Source organism: Pseudoalteromonas sp. SWYJ118, assembly GCF_015864505.1.
GTDB classification, from domain to species: domain Bacteria; phylum Pseudomonadota; class Gammaproteobacteria; order Enterobacterales; family Alteromonadaceae; genus Pseudoalteromonas; species Pseudoalteromonas arctica.
The window spans coordinates 298,502-321,519 of sequence record NZ_JADYXC010000001.1; the positions used below are offsets into that span (position 1 = coordinate 298,502).

At 39.4% G+C, this 23,018-nt stretch carries 16 protein-coding genes and 1 tRNA gene; 12 read left to right on the top strand and 5 right to left on the bottom strand.

The window, feature by feature from the left end:
• Positions 1-3: 3 nt before the first annotated feature.
• Positions 4-1,344 (bottom strand): exodeoxyribonuclease VII large subunit, encoded by a 1,341-nt coding sequence (gene xseA, locus I6F48_RS01485; protein WP_165721065.1) that lies wholly within the window; start codon positions 1,342-1,344, stop codon positions 4-6.
• 135 nt (positions 1,345-1,479) lie between these two features.
• Here xseA and guaB point away from each other — a divergent pair, with 135 nt between their 5' ends.
• The 5 genes from guaB (at position 1,480) to rimI (ending at position 5,685) form a co-directional block, all read left to right on the top strand.
• Positions 1,480-2,949 (top strand): IMP dehydrogenase, encoded by a 1,470-nt coding sequence (gene guaB / locus I6F48_RS01490; RefSeq protein WP_165727594.1) that lies wholly within the window; start codon positions 1,480-1,482, stop codon positions 2,947-2,949.
• A 102-nt stretch (positions 2,950-3,051) separates the two neighbouring features.
• Positions 3,052-4,629: a glutamine-hydrolyzing GMP synthase gene (guaA, locus tag I6F48_RS01495; protein ID WP_165727593.1), complete on the top strand. Its 1,578-nt coding sequence runs from the start codon at positions 3,052-3,054 to the stop codon at positions 4,627-4,629.
• A 155-nt stretch (positions 4,630-4,784) separates the two neighbouring features.
• A tRNA-Trp gene (locus tag I6F48_RS01500) sits at positions 4,785-4,861 on the top strand.
• Positions 4,862-4,925: 64 nt separating this feature from the next.
• Positions 4,926-5,231 carry a hypothetical protein gene (locus I6F48_RS01505; RefSeq protein ID WP_197118662.1) on the top strand — a complete coding sequence of 102 codons (306 nt, stop codon included), beginning with the start codon at positions 4,926-4,928 and terminating at the stop codon, positions 5,229-5,231.
• Positions 5,218-5,685: a ribosomal protein S18-alanine N-acetyltransferase gene (gene rimI / locus I6F48_RS01510; protein WP_165727697.1), complete on the top strand. Its 468-nt coding sequence runs from the start codon at positions 5,218-5,220 to the stop codon at positions 5,683-5,685. The genes I6F48_RS01505 and rimI overlap by 14 nt, the downstream gene beginning before the upstream one ends.
• 75 nt (positions 5,686-5,760) lie before the next feature.
• Here the strand turns inward: rimI and I6F48_RS01515 are convergent, their stop codons facing one another.
• The gene (locus I6F48_RS01515) at positions 5,761-8,427 is read right to left on the bottom strand and encodes an ATP-binding protein (RefSeq protein WP_007581624.1); all 2,667 of its coding nucleotides are present in this window, start codon (positions 8,425-8,427) and stop codon (positions 5,761-5,763) included.
• Between the two features lie 852 nt (positions 8,428-9,279).
• Between I6F48_RS01515 and prfC the strand changes: the two genes are divergently transcribed.
• From prfC to I6F48_RS01535, 4 genes are all read left to right on the top strand, one after another.
• A complete protein-coding gene (prfC, locus tag I6F48_RS01520; RefSeq protein WP_007581628.1) occupies positions 9,280-10,869 on the top strand; it encodes a peptide chain release factor 3 in 1,590 nt (529 codons plus the stop codon).
• A gap of 59 nt (positions 10,870-10,928) precedes the next feature.
• Positions 10,929-12,671 carry an arginine--tRNA ligase gene (gene argS / locus I6F48_RS01525; RefSeq protein WP_197118663.1) on the top strand — a complete coding sequence of 581 codons (1,743 nt, stop codon included), beginning with the start codon at positions 10,929-10,931 and terminating at the stop codon, positions 12,669-12,671.
• Positions 12,672-13,173: 502 nt separating this feature from the next.
• On the top strand, positions 13,174-13,812 hold the full coding sequence (gene pdxH, locus I6F48_RS01530) for a pyridoxamine 5'-phosphate oxidase (RefSeq protein ID WP_197118664.1): 639 nt from the start codon (positions 13,174-13,176) through the stop codon (positions 13,810-13,812).
• Between the two features lie 21 nt (positions 13,813-13,833).
• Positions 13,834-14,601, top strand: coding sequence for a TatD family hydrolase (locus I6F48_RS01535; RefSeq protein ID WP_197118665.1), 768 nt, complete (start codon positions 13,834-13,836; stop codon positions 14,599-14,601).
• Here I6F48_RS01535 and I6F48_RS01540 read toward each other — a convergent pair.
• Complete coding sequence (locus tag I6F48_RS01540; protein ID WP_197118666.1) at positions 14,568-15,188, bottom strand: AhpA/YtjB family protein; 621 nt, start codon at positions 15,186-15,188, stop codon at positions 14,568-14,570. The genes I6F48_RS01535 and I6F48_RS01540 overlap by 34 nt on opposite strands.
• 152 nt (positions 15,189-15,340) lie before the next feature.
• Here I6F48_RS01540 and serB point away from each other — a divergent pair, with 152 nt between their 5' ends.
• Positions 15,341-16,369 carry a phosphoserine phosphatase SerB gene (gene serB, locus I6F48_RS01545; protein WP_197118667.1) on the top strand — a complete coding sequence of 343 codons (1,029 nt, stop codon included), beginning with the start codon at positions 15,341-15,343 and terminating at the stop codon, positions 16,367-16,369.
• 20 nt (positions 16,370-16,389) lie between these two features.
• Here the strand turns inward: serB and I6F48_RS01550 are convergent, their stop codons facing one another.
• On the bottom strand, positions 16,390-18,867 hold the full coding sequence (locus tag I6F48_RS01550) for a PilZ domain-containing protein (RefSeq protein ID WP_197118668.1): 2,478 nt from the start codon (positions 18,865-18,867) through the stop codon (positions 16,390-16,392).
• Positions 18,868-19,229: 362 nt separating this feature from the next.
• On the opposite strand from I6F48_RS01550, the gene radA reads away from it, so the two are divergent.
• Together radA and I6F48_RS01560 are read left to right on the top strand one after the other, a co-directional pair.
• Positions 19,230-20,615: a DNA repair protein RadA gene (gene radA, locus I6F48_RS01555; RefSeq protein WP_024590039.1), complete on the top strand. Its 1,386-nt coding sequence runs from the start codon at positions 19,230-19,232 to the stop codon at positions 20,613-20,615.
• Between the two features lie 75 nt (positions 20,616-20,690).
• Positions 20,691-21,623: a hypothetical protein gene (locus tag I6F48_RS01560; protein ID WP_024598619.1), complete on the top strand. Its 933-nt coding sequence runs from the start codon at positions 20,691-20,693 to the stop codon at positions 21,621-21,623.
• 68 nt (positions 21,624-21,691) lie between these two features.
• On the opposite strand, the gene argE is transcribed toward I6F48_RS01560, so the two are convergent.
• The gene (argE, locus tag I6F48_RS01565; RefSeq protein ID WP_197118669.1) at positions 21,692-22,852 is read right to left on the bottom strand and encodes an acetylornithine deacetylase; all 1,161 of its coding nucleotides are present in this window, start codon (positions 22,850-22,852) and stop codon (positions 21,692-21,694) included.
• Positions 22,853-23,018: the final 166 nt, after the last annotated feature.

Sequence of the window (23,018 nt, forward strand, 5' to 3'; positions counted from 1 at the left end):
ACTTTATGTAACAGGTATAACCTGTGATTCTATAGAGCCATCAACGAGCTCTGTAATCAAAACATCGCCTGTTTTAATTTGCCCCACAGATTTAACCACTTTGCCTTGTTGTGTTTTAGTGATGCTATAGCCGCGCGCTAAAACATTAAGCGGACTTACTGAATCTAACCTGCTTGCTTGCAGTGCTAAGCTATTATTCGCTTGCTGTAACTGATGTTGTATAGCTTGGTTTAGCCTAGCTTGTAATTGCGAAAGTTGATGGCTTGCTGTAGCGAGTTTTTTATCGGGTGATTGGCGCATTAAACGCGGCGTTAAGTTATTGAGTGTGCGTTCTTGTTGGTATAAACGATTACGCATCGCCTGTTGCAGCGCAATGCTTAGCTCATCCAAACGTTGTGATTTTTGATTAAGCTGATTACGCGGATGACATAAATTAAGGCGGTGTTGTAACTGCGTTGCTAGTGCGCGCTTGTCGGCAATGCCGTGCTTAAACGCGTTAGATAAACGATTAACTAATTGCGTTACTTTGTTGTGTAACTCTTGCGTATTAGGGCTTACAAGCTCAGCTGCGGCTGATGGAGTCGCTGCACGAACATCAGCAACGTAATCGCTAATAGTGGTATCTATTTCGTGGCCTACCGCACTTACTATCGGTAATTCACTTTTGAAAATAGCGCGGGCGAGCTGTTCGTGATTAAAACACCATAAATCTTCAAGTGATCCGCCGCCTCGCCCTAAAATAAGTACGTCTACTTCATCACGTGTGTTGGCTAATTCAATTTGGTTAATTAAATGCACGTGCGCTTCTTTGCCTTGTACCATAGCAGGGTAAATGATGACTTCTAGCTGCGGTGCACGGCGTTTGAGTACCGTTAAAATATCTTTTATAGCAGCGCCGGTTGCTGAGGTAATAACACCAATGCGATTAATATTTTGGGGTAATGGCTGTTTGTGAGCAGAGCTAAATAATCCTTCGGCGGCTAAACGCATTTTAAGCGCATCAAATTCTTGTTTTAGCTGACCTTCGCCTGCGGGTTCCATATGCTCAACAATAAGCTGGTAGTCACCGCGAGGTTCATAAAGCGATACACGCGCTTTTACTGTAACTTGTGCGCCATTTACAGGGCGGTAGCTTTGGTTGCGATTATTGCCTCGCCACATTGCGGCTTTAATTTGTGCTTTATCGTCTTTTAACGAAAAGTACCAATGTCCAGATGCAGGGGTAATAAAGTTAGAAATTTCGCCCGTGAGCACTAAAGATGCAAAACCTTGCTCAAGGATTGTGCGAATTTCTCTATTAAGGCGTGAAACGGTGTAAACCGCCTGCGAAGGCTTCGAAAACATAAAAAACAACCTAAAACTATTTATTGCACTACTTTATCATAAATATTTGCTAAATATTATTTACTCATGGCAACAACGCTGTTAAAATTTGGCCGCAATTCCTTATCTTAGATCCACATGTGAGAAGTTGCCAAAATGCTTAGAATCGCTAAAGAAGCTCTTACCTTTGATGACGTACTTTTAGTACCTGGTCATTCTACTGTTTTGCCACACACGGCAAATATTTCAACTCGCTTAACGCGTGGTATCAAACTTAACTTGCCGCTTATTTCAGCATCTATGGATACTGTTACAGAAGCTCGTTTAGCTATTGCCCTTGCGCAAGAAGGTGGTCTTGGTTTTATTCATAAAAACATGACTATTGAAGAACAAGCGAAAAACGTACGTAAAGTTAAAACCTACGAAGCAGGTATTGTTTCATACCCTGTAACGGTTACTGCCGATTTAACAATTGCAGATGCAATTGAGCTTTCGCACGAAAAAGGTTTTTCAGGCTTTCCAGTTACCGATAGCGACAATGTACTTGTTGGTATTGTAACTAGCCGTGACATGCGTTTTGAAACTAAGCTTGAACAGCCTGTTTCTACCGTTATGACTAAAAAAGAAAAGCTTGTTACCGTTAAAGAAGGCGCAGCTCGCGAAGAAATTTTAGGCTTAATGCACGAACACCGCATTGAAAAAATCCTTGTTGTTGATGACGCTTTTAAACTTAAAGGCATGATAACAGTAAAAGATTACCAAAAAGCCCAAGACAAACCAGACGCATGTAAAGACGACCAAGGTCGTTTACGTGTAGGTGCTGCTGTAAGTGTTGGTGCTGGTACTGATGAGCGTATTGCTGCATTAGTAGAAGCGGGTATTGATGTTTTACTTATCGATACATCGCATGGTCATTCTCAAGGTGTTATTGACCGTGTTACTAAAACTCGCAAAGAGTACCCAGACTTACAAATTATTGCCGGTAACATAGCTACAGCAGAAGGTGCGATTGCACTTGCAGACGCTGGCGCCGACGCAGTTAAAGTAGGTATAGGCCCAGGTTCTATCTGTACTACACGTATTGTTACCGGTTGTGGCGTTCCACAAATTACCGCTATTTCAGATGCTGTTGAAGGCTTAAAAGGTCGCGACATTCCTGTAATTGCTGATGGCGGCATTCGTTTTTCTGGCGATATTGTTAAGGCACTTGTTGCTGGTGCATCGTGTGTAATGGTGGGTTCTCTTCTCGCTGGTACAGAAGAAGCACCAGGTGAAGTTGAATTATACCAAGGTCGTTACTACAAGTCTTACCGTGGTATGGGCTCATTGGGCGCGATGGATCAAAAAGAAGGTTCATCAGATCGTTACTTCCAAAAATCAAACGAAGCAGACAAGTTAGTACCTGAAGGTATTGAAGGTCGCGTAGCTTACAAAGGTCCAATTGCAACGATTATTCATCAGCAAGTAGGTGGCTTACGTAGTGCTATGGGTTTAACGGGTTGTGCAACAATTGAAGAGCTTAATACAAAACCACAGTTTGTACGCGTTACTTCAGCGGGTATGGGTGAATCGCACGTACACGATGTGCAAATCACTAAAGAAGCACCAAATTACCGCTTAGGTTAAGCAGCGTAATTAATTTAATATACTGGGCTTGCTTTGCAAGCCCTCTTTTTAGTCGTTTACATTAACAAATGACATTTAGCATCAGACTTTACGAGATACTCCATGAGCAAAGATATTCACGATTCACGAATTCTCATTTTAGACTTTGGTTCACAATACACGCAATTAATCGCGCGCCGTATCCGCGAAATTGGTGTTTACTGTGAGCTATGGGCATGGGATGTGACTGAAGAGCAAATCCGCGAGTTCAACCCACAAGGTATTATTCTTTCTGGTGGCCCAGAATCAACAACACTTGAAAACAGCCCGCGCGCTCCAGAGTACGTATTTAATGCAGGCGTGCCTGTGTTAGGCATTTGTTATGGCATGCAAACAATGGCTGCTCAACTAGGTGGTAGTGTACACAGCTCTGATAAAAAAGAGTTTGGTTACGCACAAGTTGAAAAAGTAGGTAATTGTGCATTGTTTGATGCAATTGAAGATCATATTACCGATGGTGGCAACGGCATACTCGACGTATGGATGAGTCATGGCGACAAAGTAATGGATATTCCAGCTGGTTTTGCAACAACAGCTAAAACATCTACTTGTCCACATGCTGCAATGTCTAACGAAGAAAAACGTTTTTATGGCGTACAGTTTCACCCGGAAGTAACGCACACGCATCAAGGTCAGCGCTTATTAGAGCGTTTTGCTATTGATATTTGTGGCTGTGAAAAATTGTGGACTGCAGCAAAAATTATCGATGATGCTATCGAGCGTATTAAAGAAACCGTTGGCGATGACGAAGTTATTTTAGGTCTTTCTGGCGGTGTTGATTCATCGGTAGTGGCTATGCTTATTCACCGTGCAATTGGCGAAAGGCTAACATGTGTATTTGTTGATAATGGTTTACTTCGTTTAAACGAAGGCCAGCAAGTAATGGACATGTTTGGTAATAAATTTGGTTTAAACATTGTTAAAGTTGAAGCTGAAGAGCAGTTTTTAAATGACCTTGCAGGTAAGTCAGACCCAGAAGATAAGCGTAAAGCCATTGGCCACACGTTTATTAATGTATTTGATGAACAAGCTAAAAAGCTTAAAAATGCAAAATGGTTAGCGCAAGGTACTATCTACCCAGACGTAATTGAATCAGCGGCATCTGCAACTGGTAAAGCGCATGTTATTAAATCTCACCACAATGTGGGCGGGTTACCAGATGACATGAAAATGGGTCTTGTTGAGCCATTACGTGAGTTATTTAAAGACGAAGTACGTAAAATTGGCCTAGAGCTAGGTTTACCGTACGACATGCTTTATCGTCATCCTTTCCCTGGACCTGGTTTAGGTGTTCGTGTACTTGGCGAAATCAAAAAAGAATACTGTGATTTATTACGCCGCGCTGATGCGATTTTCATCGAAGAGCTTCACAAAGCTGAGCTTTACCATAAAGTAAGCCAAGCGTTTACTGTATTCTTACCTGTTAAATCGGTAGGGGTTATGGGCGATGCACGTAAGTACGATTGGGTTGTATCACTTCGTTGTGTGGAAACAATCGACTTTATGACAGCGCGCTGGTCACATTTACCTTATGAGTTTTTAGGTGTGGTATCAAACCGTATCATTAATGAAATAGACGGTATTTCTCGTGTTGTTTACGATATTTCAGGTAAACCACCTGCAACTATCGAATGGGAATAATTAATTTTAGTTTTAATTAACTAATTTTAAGTGATTAAAAAACGGCGAATTAGCATGCTAATTCGCCGTTTTGTTTATTTAAAAAGCAGTTAAACTAAAAGAGTGATTTTTCTCTTTACCTTTGGCGAAACTTCTCTATAATTCGTCGTCATTGCAGGGGCGTAGTTCCAATTGGTAGAACAGCGGTCTCCAAAACCGATGGTTGGGAGTTCGAATCTCTCCGCCCCTGCCATTTCTTCTTTACATCGTTTTTATTACTTCTTATATTGTTCAAATGTCTAATCTACTGAGTTGTTATGCATCCACGTTACGCAGCTATTTTTGATATAGAAAATCTTGAACTCAATCAACATTATTGTCCTCAAGCAAATGATCAAGCTAATACTTTATCGCAAAGCACGATAGCTAGTTCTTTAACGCTAAATGAGCAACTACTTGCAGACATTAAACTCAGTGCAGAACCTATTATTATAAATAGCGTTGTACAGGGCAGTGAGATTCAATTAAACGACAATAAGCTTACATTGCCAACCCCACAGCTCAACGCCTCTGAGAAGCGTGCTTTATGGGCTTTAATGAGTGAACACCTTGATAAACTTTAAATCAGTAGATGAAACTGCAATACCTCAATTAATGGCCATCGAAACAGCGTGTCATAGCCATCCGTGGACTTTAAATACAATGGGTTCATGTATAGGCGGGCGCTATTTTAATGTTGCCGCATTTGATGAGGCGAGCATGATTGGTTTTTATATTGGTGAAAAAGCAGGGCCTGATTTTACACTTATGGATATTTGTGTAACACCAAGTCACCAGAGTAAGGGTATTGCAAGGCAGTTGTTAGCGCAGTTTATTGAATATGGTGAGCAGCAAAATGCTGAAAACCTCTTTTTAGAAGTACGCGAATCAAATACGCGTGCTATTGCGCTGTACGAGCGCGCAGGCTTTGCTGAGATGTCAGTGCGTAAAAACTACTACCCAAGCGATAACCCTGCTAAAAATGGCTTTGAAGACGCTATTTTAATGGGTATGGCGCTAGGTTTAAACTTTTCATAATTAAAGTCGGTAATTAGCATTTAAAATATAGAGCCGCTAAAGTACTGCATTTGTACCGTTTTGTAAGTTTACTTTTTAGGTTACTTTGTCGCTAATTGCTTGCTCAATGGCTGCTATTAAATCATTTACCAGCTCGTCTCTTGGTACTTTATTGTTACTTTTTAAGTTCTCTTCAAGTGCCGCAGCGCTATGGTAAATTTCATCAAAGTTAAAGCATCCAGAACTGCCTTTAACACTGTGCGCTATACCTCTTAATGCTTCCCAATCATCACAATGCTGCAAAGCTTTAACTTCTTCTAAATATGTAGGTAAGTTAGCTAAGTAATTATCGGCAATTTGCTGAAACTTTTCGCTCTTTAATAGGCTATCCCATTTATTTTGATTATCTTTTTCAAGATGCAGGTAGCTTACGAGTACATTTTCAAGAGCATCTTTATCAATGGGTTTAGCCAGTGCTTTGTCGCAACCAGCTTCTAGATAAGTGCCTATATCATGGTTCATTACATTGGCAGTAAGGGCAATGATAGGGCCATCATACGCTGCATGACGAAGCATTTTAGTCGCTTCTAATCCGCCCATTACAGGCATTTGCATATCCATAATAATAAGTTGGTAGTCGTTTACGAGCGCCATTTCTACAGCTTGTGCGCCATTACTGGCAATATCGGGTTCAAGACCCCAGGTTTGCAGTAATAATTTAATTAATAGTTGGTTATCTGGGTTATCCTCAGCCACTAATATATTGGCGTCGAAGCTATTGGTTGCAAACGATAAGAGAGGGTCTTTCTCTGGTATTAACTGGCTGTCTTGCGTTAAAAATTCAAGCATGGGTTGATCATCAGATAGCTGACATGCCACCCTAATTGTAACTCGGCTACCTACACCCACTTCACTTTCAAGGTTTACATCGCCACCAAGTAACAGTGCTAAGTTTTTAGAAATACACAACCCAAGACCTGTACCACCAAAACGACGTGTAGTTGTGGCATCGGCTTGTTCAAACGGCTTAAATACACGTTCTATTTGATGCTCAGACATACCAATACCAGTATCTTTAATTACAAACTCTAGCTTTTGACTTGCTTGTAAATAATGCACACAAATAGACACGCTGCCATTTTCGGTAAATTTAACAGCGTTATTAGCAATGTTTATAAGTATTTGTTTTAAGCGGGTCACATCACTATAAATGGTGCGAGGTAGCGGCAGTTGATAGTCGATATTAAGGGTTAATTGTTTTTCTTGTGCCAGTGGTTGAATAATTGATTCAATGTCGTGCACAAGCTGCACTACATTTAACGCTGACAAATCAACAGCCAGCTTTTCAGCTTCAATTTTAGATAAATCGAGTATGTTATTTATTAACTCTAGTAAGTGTTTTGAATTACGTAAAATAGTGCTTAGGTGTTGTTTGTCATTCGCTACTTTATCGTTGTGTAGTAACTGCTCTGTAAAGCCCATAATGGCCGTGAGCGGCGTGCGTATTTCGTGACTCATGTTAGCTAAAAAACGACTCTTAAGTTGATTAGCTTGCTCAGCTTGGCCAATAGCTAACTCAAGTTGGCTGTTCATAGCTTCAAGTGCTTGGGTACGACTTTCCACTTTATCTTCAAGGTGGTGTTTGTATTCTTCAAGCTGTTGTTGGTAGTGCCTTATTTGATTAACCATGTGGTTAAAGTCGTTAAATAAAACACCTACTTCATCATTTGTATGAGCTGGTAAGTGCACCGACAAATCGCCATCACCAACACGATGACTGGCAGCCCCGAGTAACTCAATTGGGTTAAGTAATAAATTACGGACCACTACAAAAATTAATATAGGCAGGGTGATCACCGAAATAATAACAATTAAGCCTGTTATTAAACTTATGGCTTTACCTGATTGATAAAGCACCCCTTTGGGAATGGTCGATACGTAATAATATCCCCCGGGCATTTGCACTGCAAAAATCATTCGCTCTATTTTGTCTATGCTTGAGAGTTCAATAGTTGAAAGCATGCCGATATCAGCGAGGTCGTGCACTTGATTAAGTTCGTACTCGCTTATGTATTGGCCACGCATATTGTAATCGGAGCTAAATAAAATTTTCCCGTCTTTAGTCAACATTAAATTAAGCGTGTTGTTATATGGCGCTTCTAAAATACTAGAGTTTAGTATTGAAGGTTCTATATGTATTACAATAAAACCAAGCTGCTGTGGTCGTTTTAAATAGTAATCAACACTATAAATTCGTTGAATAAAATACAAACTAGTGGTGCCATCATCCTTTTGAATCATAAATTGCTGTTTACTTAAATTACTTTGCAATACTTGATTAAAAAACGGGTAGCTTTTAGGCGCTGTTGTTAGGTTGTTAGAGTAGTAGGCATCGCTTTTACCACTGGCTGAAACTAAATTAATGCTAATTATATCGGGATAAGCCTCACTGTAACTGGCAAATACATCCATAAGCGCGCCAAGTTTTCGGGTGTAATTACCGTTGGCACGAATGTCGTTTGCTAAAAAATCACTAAGTACTGGCGAGGTTGAAAGTAGTTTTGCTGTAGAGTGAAAAGAGTCGATATAATTAAATATTTTTTGCTGTTGTTGCTCAACAAAACGGCTCATTATTAAATCAGCTTGTTTTTGTGTTGAATTAGTTACATTGGTGAGCGTAAAGCCACCTAAAAATAGCAGCGGTAGAATAACAAGGGGTGTTATATACCATAATAATCTAATACTTAACTTACTGGTTTTCATGACCAAACGACTTATCCTCCATGCAATCTATCAATAATATGCGTTACGACTTTATTACACAAGCTTGTGGCGGTCTTGGTGGCTAAATTACAATCAGTAGTTGCATGGTATTTAGCTCTGTATTGGTGTTTTTTTATTTTATTAAGTTATTTTAATTTAATAAGTTACATGCTTATAACCGTTATTTTATTGTTCAAAAAAGTTTACATAAATTTACATCTTTTAAAGTCATTTTTTAAAGATAAATGCTATCACTTAAAATTGAATATTCTAATTTACTCTCAGTTATAAATACCAGTGGGTTAACGCAGGGCTGTTAGCCGGGCCACTAGGTTATATTCTCAAGCAAGGCTTAAAAATTCTAATGGTGTGCAGAGGCTTGGTGTATTGTGTGCTGATCCTATTTATTTGGCTTATTACTGATTTTTTTGTACCTCATTTGCAGTTAGGCTTCCCAAAACCCATATTAATAAAAAAGATCAGCTAATAACCAACCATTGATTGTTTATAAGGCCAAGATCAGCGAAAATAGTCTTCAATTACGATTAACATAACGGATCGCATGTGAAGGGCCAATTTAGGGCTTTTCTGATGGTGTGTTGAGCTTTCGAGGTTGCTCTATACCAATTTTATTAAAAACAAGATCGTTCTAGCGTATTAAATAACTCACTAACTACGTTAAAAATTATTCATAGAGAATAACTCTATGTGATAATTTCGCCTTGTTATTGCGCTATTTTATTATCGCTATAATAGAACGCTAATTTAATGCAATTGGTATTATTTAAGCCTTGAAAGCTCAGCATACTTAAAGTGGATAATATCCGTATACAAACTAAAAGAACTTTTTTAATGGCAGATCAAAATCTCCTTAGCGAAATTAATAAACGACGAACCTTTGCTATCATCTCTCACCCAGATGCTGGTAAAACAACCATTACCGAAAAAGTATTGTTATTCGGACAAGCTATTCAACGAGCCGGCACTGTAAAAGGCCGTGGCTCTAACCAGCATGCAAAGTCTGACTGGATGGAAATGGAAAAAGAGCGTGGTATATCTGTTACTACCTCTGTAATGCAGTTTCCATATAACAACGCACTTGTTAATTTACTTGATACTCCAGGACATGAAGATTTCTCGGAAGATACTTACCGCACATTAACTGCGGTAGATTCGTGTTTAATGGTTATTGATGCGGCAAAGGGTGTAGAAGATCGTACCCGTAAGCTAATGGAAGTTACACGCCTGCGTACAACGCCAATTGTTACGTTTATGAATAAATGTGACCGTGAAATTCGCGACCCAATGGAAGTGCTTGACGAAGTTGAAACAGAGCTAAATATTGCCTGTGCACCCATTACTTGGCCAATTGGCTGTGGTAAAGAGTTCAAAGGTGTTTATCACATTCATAATGACGAAGCTGTTTTATACAAAACAGGTCAGGGTCATAAAATTCAAGAAGTTCGTACCATTAAAGGTCTTGATAACCCAGAACTTGATATTGCCATTGGTGAAGATTTAGCTGCGCAATTACGCGATGAGCTTGAGCTTGTTATTGGCGCATCAAACGAATTTGATTTAGATCTGTTTTTAGCAGGTGAGCTTTCGCCAGTTTATTACGGTACCGCACTTGGTAACTTTGGTGTTGACCACGTTTTAGATGGTTTAACTAAATGGGCACCAACGCCACTGCCTCGTGAAACCGAAGACAGACTTATTGTTGCAACTGAAGAAAACTTTACTGGTTTTGTATTTAAAATTCAGGCCAACATGGACCCTAAACACCGTGACCGTATTGCATTTATGCGTATTGTATCGGGTAAGTACAGCCAAGGCATGAAAATGAATCACGTGCGAATTGGCAAGCAAGTGAGCATTTCTGATGCGGTAACCTTTATGGCGGGCGATCGTGAGCGCGCAGCTGACGCTTACGCGGGCGATATTATTGGTTTGCATAACCACGGTACCATTCAAATTGGTGATACGTTCACACAAGGCGAAAAACTTAAATTTAGCGGTATCCCTAACTTTGCGCCTGAATTATTCCGCCGTATTCGTCTTCGCGATCCACTTAAGCAAAAGCAATTATTAAAAGGCTTAGTACAGCTTTCTGAAGAAGGTGCTGTGCAAGTATTTAGACCGCTTATAAACAACGATTTAATTGTGGGCGCGGTAGGTGTACTTCAGTTTGATGTAGTTGTAGCGCGCTTAAAAGCCGAATATAACGTAGATGCTATTTACGAAGGTGTAAACGTAAATACAGCGCGTTGGGTAAGCAGCGACGATGTTAAAAAGTTTGAAGACTTTAAGCGCAAGTGCGAAAGTAATTTAGCACTCGATGGTGGCGATAACTTAACTTACATTGCGCCGAGCCGTGTAAATCTTAATTTATCAGTAGAGCGTTACCCAGAAGTGACATTTAACCACACTCGCGAAAACTAGAATCGACTGACTACAGTTAACTGAAAGCCTGCTTTGGCGGGCTTACAAAGGTAAAAAATATGAATATTCGTACTATTTTAATCGAAAAAGCCATTGCCGCTATGGCGGGCGCAGGCTTACCTGAAGATACAAACCCAGCAGTAACACAAAGCACACGTCCACAATTTGGTGATTACCAAATTAATGCAGCAATGGGCGCGGCTAAAAAAATGAAAAGCAACCCACGTGAGCTTGCGCAAAAAATTATAGATAATCTTGATGTAAGCGATATTGCTCAAAAGACTGAAATTGCTGGCCCAGGTTTTATTAATATTCATTTAAAGCCTGAGTTTTTAGCTCAAAGCGTACAAGCCGCTAACAGTGATGCAAAGCTTGCTGTAAACGAGCATGCTAACCCGCAAAAAGTGGTTGTTGACTATTCATCACCAAACCTTGCTAAAGAAATGCACGTAGGCCATTTACGTTCAACCATTATTGGTGACTCAATTGTGCGTGCGCTTGAATTTAGAGGCGATACGGTTGTACGTCAAAATCACATGGGTGATTGGGGCACGCAATTTGGTATGTTAATCGCGCATTTGGAAGATCAAATTAGCCAAGGTGTTGATTTAGATTCTGTAGCGCTTGCTGATTTAGAAACCTTTTACCGCGATGCTAAAAAACGCTTTGACGACGAAGAAGGCTTTGCTGATAAAGCACGTAATTACGTTGTTAAATTACAAGGCGGCGATGCGCACTGTGAAAAACTTTGGAAACTGTTTATAGCTACCTCAGTTAAGCATTCTGAAGAAGTATACAAGCGTTTAAATGTAACACTTACTCAAGCTGATATTATGGCTGAAAGCGCATACAACGCAGAACTTAACGATATTATTAGCCTACTTAAAGATAAAAATATTGCAGTAGAGTCGCAAGGCGCGCAAGTTGTGTTTTTAGATGAACTTGCCAACAAAGATGGTGAACCATCTGCGTTTATCGTACAAAAATCTGGCGGTGGTTTTTTATATGCAACAACAGATTTAGCGGCATGTGATTATCGTTCAAATAAATTAGGTGCTGATCGTATCTTAATTTTTGTAGATGCACGTCAAAATCTACACTTTAATCAAGTAGAGCTAACAGCGCGTAAAGCAGGTTTATTACGAGACGAAACAAGTTACGAGTTTTGCCCGTTTGGCACCATGATGGGCGCCGATAACAAACCATTTAAAACACGTACTGGCGGCACAGTAAAACTTGCTGACTTATTAGAAGAATCAATTAACCGTGCAGCTGCAAAACTAGCTGAACGTGAATCGGATTTAAGTGATAGCGATCGCAGCGAGATTGCACGTAAAGTAGGTATTGGCGCAGTTAAATACGCCGACCTTTCTAAGCACCGTACCAGTGATTACATTTTTAACTGGGACAGCATGCTAAGCTTTGAAGGCGCAACAGCCCCTTACTTACAATATGCTTATACACGTATACGCAGTATTTTCCGTAAATCAGGCGTTGATGCAGCTGCGTTAAATTCAGACGTAGCAATTGTTGAGCCTCAAGAAAAAGCACTAGCACTTAAGCTACTACAGCTTGAAGAAGTACTTGATTTAATGATCAGCGAAGCAACACCGCACGTATTATGTGGTTACTTATATGAGCTAGCAAGCTTATACATGACATTTTACGAAGCCTGCCCAGTACTTAAAGAGGGCGTAGAGCCAAGCGTGCGCGACAGCCGTTTAGTGTTGTGTAATTTGGTTTCAAGAACATTAGAAACGGGATTGGACTTACTCGGCATTGAAGTCATGGAGCAAATGTAATCACCGTTGTATTTTAACCTAATACTGCGTTATCCACCCCAACTTACCCTAATCACATACAAACCGTATGCTCATAGGGATAAGTCGGGTTGGATGCCTTGTCTTAGGCTAAACTACTTAGGTGAACCGTCTGCTGCGTGTAGTTCGCTTTGACTGCGTTGTCGTGCTTTTTTAGCCTAAGTCACATACTAAATGTATGCTCCTTGGCATAAAAAAGCACTCCGTCTTGTCAGCACTTCTACACTTGCAGATATCTGAGTTGTGTAGTTTACGTTGTAGGTTGGGTTGAGTGAAACGAAACCCAACGATACACCTGAGACTCTATGTTTACTGCTATCGAATGCACCTGAGGCTCTGTGTTTATTGCTATCGAATACACTCGAGACTCGGTGTTATTGCTATCGCGTACACCTGAATCTTAATATTTGTTACTACTCAACATCCATTGTTTTAAGCTCGCTACTCTAAGCTCTTTTCTAAGGCTTTATTTAAAGGACTTGTTATGAAACTCGAAGATATCCGCCGTGAATACCTGCAAGACGCGTTAAGCGAAGATAACTTGCAAGATGATCCATTCAAGCAGTTTGAAACATGGCTTGAGCATGCGGTAGCAAGCAAACTACCCGATCCAACAGCAATGGTTGTAGCAACTGTTGATGAAACCGGTCAACCTTCACAGCGCATTGTGCTTTTAAAGCATCTGGATGATAACGGTTTTGTATTTTTTACCAATACAGGTTCGCGTAAAGCGCAAGAGCTTAAAGGTAATAATAAAATATCGCTGCACTTTCCGTGGCACCACATGGAACGCCAAGTTATTGTATATGGCGAGGCTAAACCATTACCTACCTCTGCTGTGGCAAAGTACTTTTTATCTCGTCCTAAAGAAAGCCAATTAGCTGCATGGGCATCAGCGCAAAGTCGTCCGGTGTCATCACGTAAAGTACTAATGGAAACCTTCGCCAACATGAAAAGTAAGTTTGCTAAATGTGAAATTCCATTGCCTGATTTTTGGGGCGGATATTGTGTAGTACCCACTAAAATTGAGTTTTGGCAAGGTGGGGCGCATCGTTTGCATGATCGCTTTATATATCAGCGCCAAGCAGATAACAGCTGGCAAATTACACGCTTAAACCCTTAATTAAAAGATGAGTAAGTAACCGTGCAATTTATTGACTCTCATTGCCACCTCGACTTTAGCGAGTTTGATTCGAATCGTGAATCGCTCATAAGTGAGTGTGTAGCAAAGGGAGTTAATCAGTTTGTTGTGCCGGGTATTACGCTTGCTCAATCACATACTCTCATAAAACTCAAAGCAACTTACCCAAGTATAAAAATAGCCGCAGGGCTACATCCTTACTTTTTAGAGCAACATAACGAATCGCACATAGAAGCGTTATTTGAATTCGCGACTACAAATAAACATCAGCTGGTTGCTATTGGGGAGTGCGGGCTTGATCGAAGTATTGAAAACCTTCCTAAACAAACTTATTTATTTGAGCAGCAAATAGGGCTTTCTAATGAGCTTAATTTACCGCTTATTGTGCATCATAGGCAAAGCCATGATTTAATTGCGCAATCGTTTAAGCAGTGTAAGCCAAAAAACGGGGGAGTGATTCATGCCTTTTCGGGCTCACTTCAACAAGCGCAGTACTATATTAAGCAGGGTTTTAAGCTTGGCATAGGCGGTGTTATTACCTATGATCGCGCAGTTAAAACACGCGCTGTTATTGCTGCTATTGAGCCAGAGCACTTAGTGCTTGAAACCGACTCACCTTCAATGCCGTTAAGCGGTCATCAAGGTGAAGTTAACACGCCATTACATATACCTGATGTATTTAACGCGTTATGTGATTTAAAGCCACATAGTGAAAGAGGGACGCTTGCAAAGCAGCTTTACGGTTCTTGTTCAGATGTTTTTTGCATATAGCGATTTACCTGCCAACGTTTTAATCCACGCCCTAACTGCCACGTAAAAATACATGCAATCACTAGCATTAACAATACTTGACGACCTAAGTCATGAAAATGATTATGGCTGTCGGATATTGCGGCGCGAGTTAAATAAGTAACAGACACAAAGCCTATAGGGCGGTCATCATCGCTTATCACGGGTTCCATAAAAGGTGTTTTTAGTTTACTAATACCCGGTGTAGAGTCAGGGAGTTGTCCATAAATATGATGTGACTGCCAATTGTCACTGCTAGCAATTAAAATGCCTTGTTGATCATAAATAGTCGCAGAAAGTACAAATTCATCTTTACTTATATCGTTACAAATGGCGTTGAGCTGTGGTTTGTTTTTTTCAATAAGCGGTGTTTTAACATTTAAAGCCATAAACTGAGTGAGGCTTTTTGCCGTGCTATCGGCACTATCATAAAGTAACTGATGACTCTGAAAACTACTATTAACACCTACCCAGCTTAGTAATACAAAACAACCAGCCGCTAGTATTAAGCGAACAAGTCGTTTTCTTTGAGAAGCAGTAATAGGGTTTTTAATATGGTTATTTTTCATAGTCACCGTTTATGCTACTGACAGCATTTTGATTTGATGTTACAACTACACTAACTATAACCTTAAACCCCACCTGATGGCGAATTTAGTGTTGAGAATACCAGTTATGATATGCCAATTATCAGGAAAATAAAAATAAACACGGAGATTCCATGTCGCAAATCAACATGGCACAGCAAGCTGCTGAGCAACCATTACAACACTTAACTCTAAATAAATGGTTTAGCTATAGTGGTGGTGCATTTACACCTCTTGATTATATACCAAACAAAGCATTAGGGTTATTTAGCATCGCATTTGCGGGTGATTTTGAAGAAAAACACATTGTTAGCATTATTGATTTTTTAGCTATGCATAACCAAACCGTCACTGCTATATGCCAATATCAACCAGATTTAGGGTTAGCTCCAGCACTGTGTTTTTACGCGCAAAACTCCGATCAAGCTATAAACCCGTTAGTACTACAAGAGTTTTCAAGCACTCTAGATTGTCAATTAGTGCAAGTTGCTACTGTGCCTAATTTATATGAGCCTGGTTTATTGGTTATGGATATGGATTCAACTGCAATAACTATTGAGTGCATAGACGAAATAGCACGCCTTGCGGATGTTTACGACGAAGTTGCCTCTGTAACCGCACTTGCAATGGCGGGTAAACTTGATTTTAGCGAGAGTTTAAATCAGCGCGTAGCTAAACTGGCTGGTATTGAAAAAAGCTTAATTGAAGAGCTAAAAAGTGCATTGCCACTCATGCCTGGTATTAAAGTGCTGTGTCAAATTCTAAAACAGCATGACTGGTATTTAGCAATTGCATCAGGTGGTTTTGTACCGTTTGCAGAGCGCGTTCAAGAGCTTATTAATTTAGATGAAGTACACGCTAATGTACTTGAATTTAAAGACGATAAACTAACAGGAAAAGTACTAGGTACAATTGTAGATGCACAGCAAAAAGCAATTATTTTAGAGTCGTTACAACATAAACTAGGGCTTGAGAAGTCGCAAACAGTTGCTATTGGTGATGGCGCAAATGATTTAATCATGATGGCAAAAGCAGGTTTAGGTGTAGCAGTACATGGCAAGCCTAAAGTAGTTGAGCAAGCACAAGCGGCTATTTGTGAAGGATCATTATTGCAATTGTTGTATATGTTGGCTATTCCGTTAGAAAATGAGCCCGCTCTTTAAAGTTGTTTAAGTTAAACCGCTTAGCGCAAGCGGTTTAACCAAATTAGCTTACGGCGGCCCATTTGTTCAACTTGCTCTTTTTTAAGTTCTAAATGGCTTAAAGCTTCTTCAGTTATATCTACTACATCACCCACGCCTGCAACAGCCCATAATGCTTCTTCTAAATCTTTTGCTTTGTGCATTGCGTACTGGCTTACGTATTTAAGCTCATTAGATAGGTAGTCAGTATCGGGGCGGCCTGTGCGCGAAATATACAAACGCATCACAAATATAAGCTGTGATGTAATGCCTTTGCTAATTTGTTTATAAAAGCTGGAGTAGTCTTCACCTAGGGCGCATTGGCTAACAATAGCCTCTTCAATACTGCCTTTACGAGGGTCAAAATTAATAGCGAGTGTAAAAGCAAGTGGTGGGTCTTGGCGGCTACGATCTTTTATATTAGGTGTTATTACATTAATAATCTGCTCTTCGGTCAGAATGCTCGAAAAATCAGTTTTATTGCCTAATAAACCAAAGTTTTGCAAAATCACATGAATAGGGCTAGCGTATAAACCATAACCAATTGCACCCGTTTTAAAGTGTGCTACTTCTTTGTGTAAATACAGCGGAAATTGGCAAACGCTTTTCGTCACCATATTTCTAAGTGCGGTAGATAGGCCTTCTACTTTTGGCGCTTCTTCAGATACTTTAAGTTTGTCTTTATTCCCTTCTATTAGCTGAGTGAAAAAGGTCACGCCGGCATGGGGTAAATCAGCAATGCGATTCGCTTTTAAGTTGATAGTAGTGAATGATTTACTGATGGCCATTACTTCGTACTTTAGCTCACTAAGTTTATGCTTTTTAGTTATTTTTTGAAGCTCAGGAAATGTTAAAAGTACAATGTCGCCTTTTTTAAATGTAGCTGGTTGTTCGCACTCTAACTGCAAACCCATTACTGAAAAGTCACGTGTATAACCGTTAAATACTTCATCATTAATCGTGACACTAACCGGTGTTTTATAAAGGTAGCGCTTATGTGAGCGTAAATTTACGTATTCAAGTGGCACAATATCTAAATAAGGTGGAGTTTTGTGTTTAGCATGACCAAAATGCTTAAGCTGATTTACTAATGCTTTATCAAAAGTAAGCTGTTTATAATCTGCTTGCTCTGCTTTATTGCCAATACTAGTGAGTACAACAATATATTTAACGTCTTTTATAAGGCCTTTTACACGAGGTGAAGGCGGCTTATTTAATTTTTCTATATTTTCACCAGCACTATTTGGTAATGAAAGCGGTATAAAAGAATCATCCGGGTGGCTTGGCATTATTTGTATTTTAAAGCACTGCCAACTCTCTTTTTGACTACCAAAACCTAAAAATAAATCGCGTAAATTAGGGTTGTTACTTAGTTCTGTACGCGTTGCTGAGTAGTAATAAATTTTACCCGATGATATATGTGTAAATGTATAGAGGTAATCTTCTTTGACCGCGGTAATTTGGGTTAGTAATTGTGTAATGCGCTGATGATTGAGTATATTGTACAAACACGGTGTTTTTCTTTCATCGGTAAAATAGCGCTGGATAGAAATATTATTTTCAGTAGTAAGGCTAAGGCTTGGGTAATACTGTTCATCTTTTTTGCTTAAAAATACATATAAAGACGTTACACGAGGGATGTAGTATTGCTCATACCCCTTTGATACTACAGCATCGAGCGTGTTATCTAAATTTACTTTATAACGACGTTTATTACCGTGAATAAAGCTTTCTAAAAAGTCATTAAAGGCGTCGTTATTTTCGATATAAGTGCGTTTTAAGCGAATGTGGTTGTATTCACGAGAGATATTTTCAACGGCAACAACCTCGTATTGAATACCGTTTTTTAGGCCAAGTTCAAAGTCTTGTTCAAGGCCTACCAAGCGCATTGCTATTAGTTCACCTTTTTTTATAGAGTAGCGCGTTGCAAGCTTAACTTTACAACCGCTTAAAGATATATCTGAGGTGCTAGCAGCAATGTTCTTTTTATCTTTGTAATCAATAGTTACTTTTATTGAGTAATTCATCCGTTCTTCACGGCGGCTCTCGTAAGAGGCAAACTTAATGACTTCAGTGCTTAAGTTACTTTCTGATTCTTGTAGTTCTGATTTTTCGGCGGCTTGTTTTTGTAATACTCGGTGGTTATTTTCTGTATTCATTACGGCTTCGTAAACGGCTAGGGTATATTCACCATGCTGTTTAAGTGCTTTTTCAAACACTTCAATGGCTGTGTCATCCATAAAGTGCTGTTTGCCGTTATGCTCATACGGTTTTACTTGGCCCGTCACTAATCCACGAAGATCAACAAAGCGTGCCACTGGCTGAGATAAGCGTGACATTTCCATTTTCATCAAAAATTGCTCAGGTTTGGTTAACCCAGCGGTTTTTGATTTGAAAATTAGGTCAAATTTAGCATTGCCTAAATATGTTTTTAACTCATTCACGAGGTCTTCGTGTTTGAGCATTATGTCATCAGCCATTTATAAAACCATCACCGTCTAATTGAAAAAGTAGGTATACTGTTAAGTCCATTTATTAGAAGTTCAATAAACGTTAAATCGCGCTATGTTATTAATATAGGTACAATTATTTTAGTTACTACTGTTTAGCTCTTGTTATTATGTGTTATATGCCATTTTGTTGGCAAGTTACTTTAAACTATTTCAAAGCAAAAAGTATGCCCTAAATTATAGCTAAAAAGAAACACCATGTGTATTTAATGATTGTGACGCTAGATTTTTACGCAGGCAAGAGTTTGTTGCTAAGTAAATGCTTGAAGTGGCAAAATAAGTTATTAGAAGTAAATGTTTTTAAAATTAGAGAATCGTAGATAAGGTTATAAATGACTAAAGCGGCAAAAATAGAGTTTGTGTGTACAGAATGTGGCATGAACTACCCACGTTGGCAGGGTCAATGCCGCTGCGGTGCGTGGAACACATTAGCAGAATTTAAACCTTCAGCAGGGCAGAGTAAAAAAGCGTCAGTTCGAGCAAATGTAGGTGGTTATGCTGGCGGTGCTGGTGGCGGCTCTAAAAAAATTAATGATATTGCTACGTCAGAGGCAGAAAAACAGCTAACTGAAATAGGCGAGCTCGATCGTGTGCTAAGCGGTGGTGTAACTACCGGCTCTGTTAATATAATTTCGGGTGATCCAGGTGCTGGTAAAACAACCTTGCTATCTGATCTAGTGGCGAGAATGTCACAACGTATGCCGTCACTTTACTGTACGGCCGAGGAGTCATTATCGCAGTTTAAAAACAGGGTAAATCGTTTAAAGTTAAACTATAACCCTGACGAGCTTTATTTACTTTCAGAAACCAGTGTTGAAACCATCATTGAAGAGCTCGAGAAAAATAAAATTAAGTTTGCTGTTATTGACTCTATTCAAGCGGTTGTAACCGAAACGGCAAATGGTAGCCCAGGTTCGCCTTCGCAAGTAAAAAGTGCCGCCCAAGCATTGACTCAATACTGTAAGCAAAATGATGTAACCATGTTTATTATTGCTCATGTAAATAAAAATAACGAAATAGCAGGTCCTCAAACACTTGTACATATTGTCGATGCGCTTTTACACATAGACACCAACGATGGGCAAATTCGAACCCTTAGGGCAAATAAAAACCGCTTTGGTGATATAGATACCGTTGGCATTTTTAAAATGTGCGAACGTGGGATGTTAAGCGTTGATAACCCGAGCGAAATTTTCTTGTCGGGTTCAACCACTGACTCGCCAGGCTCTACAATTACCTGTATTCGTAAAGGCAATCGTAATTTATTGCTGGAAATTCAGTGTTTAACGACCGAAACCGAGGCGGAATTTCCGCAGCGTGTGTGCGTTGGTTTAAACATGAACCGCATAAAAATGCTGACTGGCATATTACGAAAACACACTAAAACCAAAATATTCCACGATACGTTTTTTAATATTGTGGGTGGCCTAAGAATTGATGAAACAGAAACTTGTATTGATTTAGCATTAGTTACCGCGCTACTTAGCAGCTTAAATGAGTTTGTTGTACCGCGAACCACTTGTATTATGGGCGAGCTTAGCTTAAACGGCGATGTACGCCCAATCGATAGCGGTGTACCACGTGTTAAAGAAGCCGCTCAGCATGGTTTTACAGAAATATATATTCCATTTCGTAATTATCATAAATCAATGGAAGGGCTTGGTGCTAAAATTACGCCAGTTAAAACAGTACATGAGTTGCTTAGTTTAATTAATTAACACTTACGGGTGTTAATGTGTAATGTTACTCTTAATAAAACTCGGTTTACACAAATAATAGAATAAGGAAATAACATGAAAAAGTTAGTAATAGTTGCAGCAATTGTAGCTGCGGGCGTTGGTGGCGTGAGCTATGCAAATTATGTAGCTACACAAGAAGTGCGTGCAGAAGTAGATAAGCAACTTGCTTTAGTAAGCGAGCAAACTGGCGCTACATTTAAATATGCTGGTTTATCAGCAAGTGTTATTTCAAAAAGCGTAGAAATAACAAACATGGAAGTAATAAGCCCTGAGGGTGACAATGTTGCTAATATTCAAAGCATTGAAATAACTGGTTACGAGCCAGATAAAATATCACCACATACATCGTTTGATGTAAAAAGCTTTCAGTTTGACAAAGATTTTGTTTCAAAATTACCTGCTGACACAAACGAAATGCTAGCGTCGGCAAGTTATGACTTACATTCATCACTTGATTACGATGAAGAGTCTGGCAATAGTGATGTAGTTGTTAAGCTTGATGCAAAAGACATTGTTAGTTTTAACATGGATATGGGCTTGGCTAATTCAAAAGCCTTAATGGATGCCTCATTAGCGATTAGTAAAGCGCAACAAGAGGCGGGTAACCAGCCACTTACTTACGAGCAAGAGTTACAGCAGCAAACACTTGTTATGCAAGCAATGAGTAAGTTAGAGCCGCGTAATGTCAGCTTTGTTTTAAATAACCAAGGTAAGCTAAAAGATTTATTATCAAGCGAGCTTGAAAAGCAAGGTATGACGCTTGAGCAGATGGAAATGACGCTAGAGCAACAGTTGCAGCAAGCGCCTGTTACTGAAGACATAGCCGCAGCTTTAACTAGCTTTGCTAAAGGTTTAAATTCATTTAGCGTATCTGCAAAGCTACCTGAAGGCAAAACCATGATGGAAATTAATCAACAGGTTATGATGCTAGTAGGGCAACCTGAAGAGCTAGTTAAGTTTATTAATTTAGAAGTTAAAGGTGATTAAATATTAGTATTTAATCATCTAATAAAGGCGCCGATTGGCGCCTTTATTATTTGTGTTGTTATAAGCAGCTAGTGACCCTGATAGCTAAAGCAATTGGCTTTAATAATATCGGTGATTATTTGTTGGGATGGTTTTATTTTTTCCATTGCTAAAAACTCATCAGGTTGATGCGCTTGGTTAATTGAGCCAGGGCCCATTACAATTGTTTCACAACCGAGTTGCTGGATAAAAGGAGCTTCAGTACAGTAATTTACCGCGACCGCTTTTTGACCCGCTATTTTTTCAGCCATTTTAACTAAAGCACTGTCGGTACTGCCACTAAATGCAGGAATGGGCTCGTGTAAATCAATAACACTCACAGCATTAGGGTATTGATCATTAATTTCTTTCGTTGCATCAAGCACTAATGCTTGTAGTTCTTGTACACTTAAACCTGGTAATGGGCGCATATCTATGTGCATTTCACAGCAACCACAAATTCTATTCGCGTTATCGCCGCCATGAATATTACCCAAGTTCAATGTTGGATAAGGAATTTCAAAGTGATTTATTGAATACTTATGCTTTAATTGCTCTTTTAAGATCATCAATTTTGTAATCACTTTATGCATTACTTCAATGGCGTTAAGGCCACGTTCGGGATCTGAGCTATGCCCAGAGCGACCAACCACTCTTATTGCTGTACTCATATGGCCCTTGTGCATAAATACTGGTGTCATATCAGTAGGTTCGCCAATTATACAGCGTGCAGGTTTTAAATTAGGGTGCTTACATATTTGCTGTGCACCTGCCATAGTTGTTTCTTCATCGGCAGTGGCGAGTATTAAAATAGGTTGAGTTTGCTGCTTTTCATCAAATTCACTAATCGCTTGTAATACAAAAGCAAAAAATCCTTTCATATCAATGCTTCCCAGCCCATACAATTTATTGTCTAGTTCGGTAAGTTTAAACGGATTGTGGTTCCAGCGGCTGTCATCAAAAGGCACTGTATCTGTGTGGCCCGCAAGCATTAACCCGCCATCGCCTTTTCCACGCTTTGCTAATAAATTAAAGCGGCCTTTACCTCCTTCTAATTCAATAATTTCACACGTAAAACCGAGTGTTTCGCACCACCTAGCAAGGAGTTCAATTACGTTTTTATTGCTCATACACAAGCTGTCTTCAATTGCACTAATAGAAGGGGCTGCAATCAATTGTTGATACATAGAAATAAACGAAGGTAAAGGCATAAAAAAATCCAAAATAAGTATTCAATTTAATTGCATAACAATATAAAAGTATTTATGATGAATATCAATTCACTTTTTAAGCATAAATATATTAAAGTAACGCTATGAAAATAATGCGACGATAATCAAAATTCATTAATAAAAAAGACTTAATTAGCATCTAAGC

Coding starts and splice junctions, on each gene's coding strand:
- xseA (WP_165721065.1), bottom strand. CDS start 1,344: ATGTTTTCGAAGCCTTCGCAGGCGGTTTACACCGTTTCACGCCTTAAT.
- guaB (WP_165727594.1), top strand. CDS start 1,480: ATGCTTAGAATCGCTAAAGAAGCTCTTACCTTTGATGACGTACTTTTA.
- guaA (WP_165727593.1), top strand. CDS start 3,052: ATGAGCAAAGATATTCACGATTCACGAATTCTCATTTTAGACTTTGGT.
- I6F48_RS01505 (WP_197118662.1), top strand. CDS start 4,926: ATGCATCCACGTTACGCAGCTATTTTTGATATAGAAAATCTTGAACTC.
- I6F48_RS01515 (WP_007581624.1), bottom strand. CDS start 8,427: ATGAAAACCAGTAAGTTAAGTATTAGATTATTATGGTATATAACACCC.
- prfC (WP_007581628.1), top strand. CDS start 9,280: ATGGCAGATCAAAATCTCCTTAGCGAAATTAATAAACGACGAACCTTT.
- argS (WP_197118663.1), top strand. CDS start 10,929: ATGAATATTCGTACTATTTTAATCGAAAAAGCCATTGCCGCTATGGCG.
- pdxH (WP_197118664.1), top strand. CDS start 13,174: ATGAAACTCGAAGATATCCGCCGTGAATACCTGCAAGACGCGTTAAGC.
- I6F48_RS01540 (WP_197118666.1), bottom strand. CDS start 15,188: ATGAAAAATAACCATATTAAAAACCCTATTACTGCTTCTCAAAGAAAA.
- serB (WP_197118667.1), top strand. CDS start 15,341: ATGTCGCAAATCAACATGGCACAGCAAGCTGCTGAGCAACCATTACAA.
- I6F48_RS01550 (WP_197118668.1), bottom strand. CDS start 18,867: ATGGCTGATGACATAATGCTCAAACACGAAGACCTCGTGAATGAGTTA.
- radA (WP_024590039.1), top strand. CDS start 19,230: ATGACTAAAGCGGCAAAAATAGAGTTTGTGTGTACAGAATGTGGCATG.
- I6F48_RS01560 (WP_024598619.1), top strand. CDS start 20,691: ATGAAAAAGTTAGTAATAGTTGCAGCAATTGTAGCTGCGGGCGTTGGT.
- argE (WP_197118669.1), bottom strand. CDS start 22,852: ATGCCTTTACCTTCGTTTATTTCTATGTATCAACAATTGATTGCAGCC.